The sequence below is a fragment of the Pseudomonas sp. BS-2016 genome, from assembly GCF_001806145.1.
Lineage (GTDB): Bacteria > Pseudomonadota > Gammaproteobacteria > Pseudomonadales > Pseudomonadaceae > Aquipseudomonas > Aquipseudomonas lundensis.
The window spans coordinates 1-1536 of the sequence record NZ_MLCT01000208.1; the positions used below are offsets into that span (position 1 = coordinate 1).

The 1536-nt window shown below is 62.8% G+C and carries 2 protein-coding genes; both read right to left on the reverse strand.

The annotated features are described in order from the left end of the window. Nucleotides 1–509, reverse strand: a 509-nt coding sequence (locus tag BKD70_RS23845) for a phage major tail tube protein (protein ID WP_070415522.1), incomplete at its 3' end; no start/stop codon positions are given. A gap of 57 nt (nt 510–566) precedes the next feature. After that, on the reverse strand, nt 567–1536 hold a 970-nt coding region (locus tag BKD70_RS23850), incomplete at its 5' end, for a phage tail sheath protein (RefSeq protein WP_070415523.1).

The following is a 1536-nucleotide window of genomic DNA, read 5'->3' on the forward strand; positions in this document are numbered from 1 at the left end:
CCCATGGCGGTGCGGTGTTTCTCCAGCATGTCCACGCCGTTGACCTTCTCGACGAAGTTGAGCAGGTCGATTTCGATGATTTCTTCGCCGTCCACGGTCAGCTTGTAGTAGCTGCAGGTGGTGGTCATGGAGTGCTCGGTGTCCTCACCGGGCTGGGCGTCACCCATCTCGATGGTTTCGTGGCGGCCACGAACGACCACTTCCACGTTGCTGACTTCGTTGGTGTCGTCTTGCTGGTAAGGGCCAGAGAAGCGCAGGGCTACGCTGTTAGCACTGACGGCGCCGAACTGGCGCAGAGAGATCAGATCGAGGCCGCCGGTCTTCCATTCGAACTGGATGCCGTCGTCGGACATGCCCAGGTCAGCTTTGACCGGGCCATTCATGCCGCCGCCGCGATAGGCTTCCATCTTGCGGCCGAGGGAGGGCAGGGTGAGGGACTTCACCAAGCCGAGGTAGCTGTTGCCGTCATTGAACAGGTTGAGGTTTTTGAGCTTGCGAGGCATTGCCATGGCGGTGTTCTCCGGGATACGTGTTCAGGGTGAACTCCCCTTTCGGGGAGGCCCGGTTTAGCTGTTGATGCCCTTGGCGAAGTCGATCAGGTAACGGTCGGTGATTCGCTGACGGAAGGTGAGGTCTTCAAGGGGCGGCACGGGGGTGTAGTCGTAATCCACCCAGAGCTTGCCGGCCTTGAGGGTGTCTTTGGTGTTGATGTCGTCCGGGTACCAGCAGCTGCCGCCGATCAGGTAGCCCTGGGACTTCAACTCGCGCATCTTGGCGTTCACGCCTTCGACCAGGTCGCGTACCAGGGAGGCGTGCATCGGGCGGTCGATGGCCCACATGTGCGCTTCGGCCATGGTGTCCGCGAGGATCTGCGCGGTGCGGGTGTAGTTTTCGAAGGCGAACAACGGATCATCGCTGCAGGTGCGGCTACCCCAGAAGCGGAAGCCGTTGGCGTTGATCAGGGTGGTGACGTCGTTGCTGTTGAGGTAGTTGGCGTCGGTGGCCGGGTTTTGCAGGTCCCAGAACACGTCAGCGCTGATGCCGGTGACGCCGCTTACGGCCACGTTGGACAGGGTCTTGTGCCAACCTGTCTCCTGATCGATCTTGGCGCGCAGGCCCAGCGCACGGGCCACTGCCGAGGCGGTGGTGGTCTTGTTGGCGACAGTGTCCCAGTTCTGGAAGTCCGGCCAGATCACCATCATCTCGCGGGCGCCGAAGTTCTCGCGGTAGGCGACCACCTCTTCCTTGGTTTTGCAGCCCCAGGCGCTGACGTAAGCGAAGGCACGAAGGTCTTTGGCGATGGCGCCGAGGGCGGTGGCCACCGGCAAACTGTCCAGGCCAGGCACGCCGAGGATGCGCGGAGTCATGCCCACGCGGGACTTGGCGGCGAGCAGGGCTTTCATGCCGGTGTACTGGCCGGTCGGTGTGGTGCCGCCGATCAGGGCGCTGGTGGTGGCCGCTTCGTCGGCGCCTTCCTTGACCCGCACCACGATGACGTAGGGCTTTGTCTGGTCGGCGATGCCTTGCAGGCTCGCG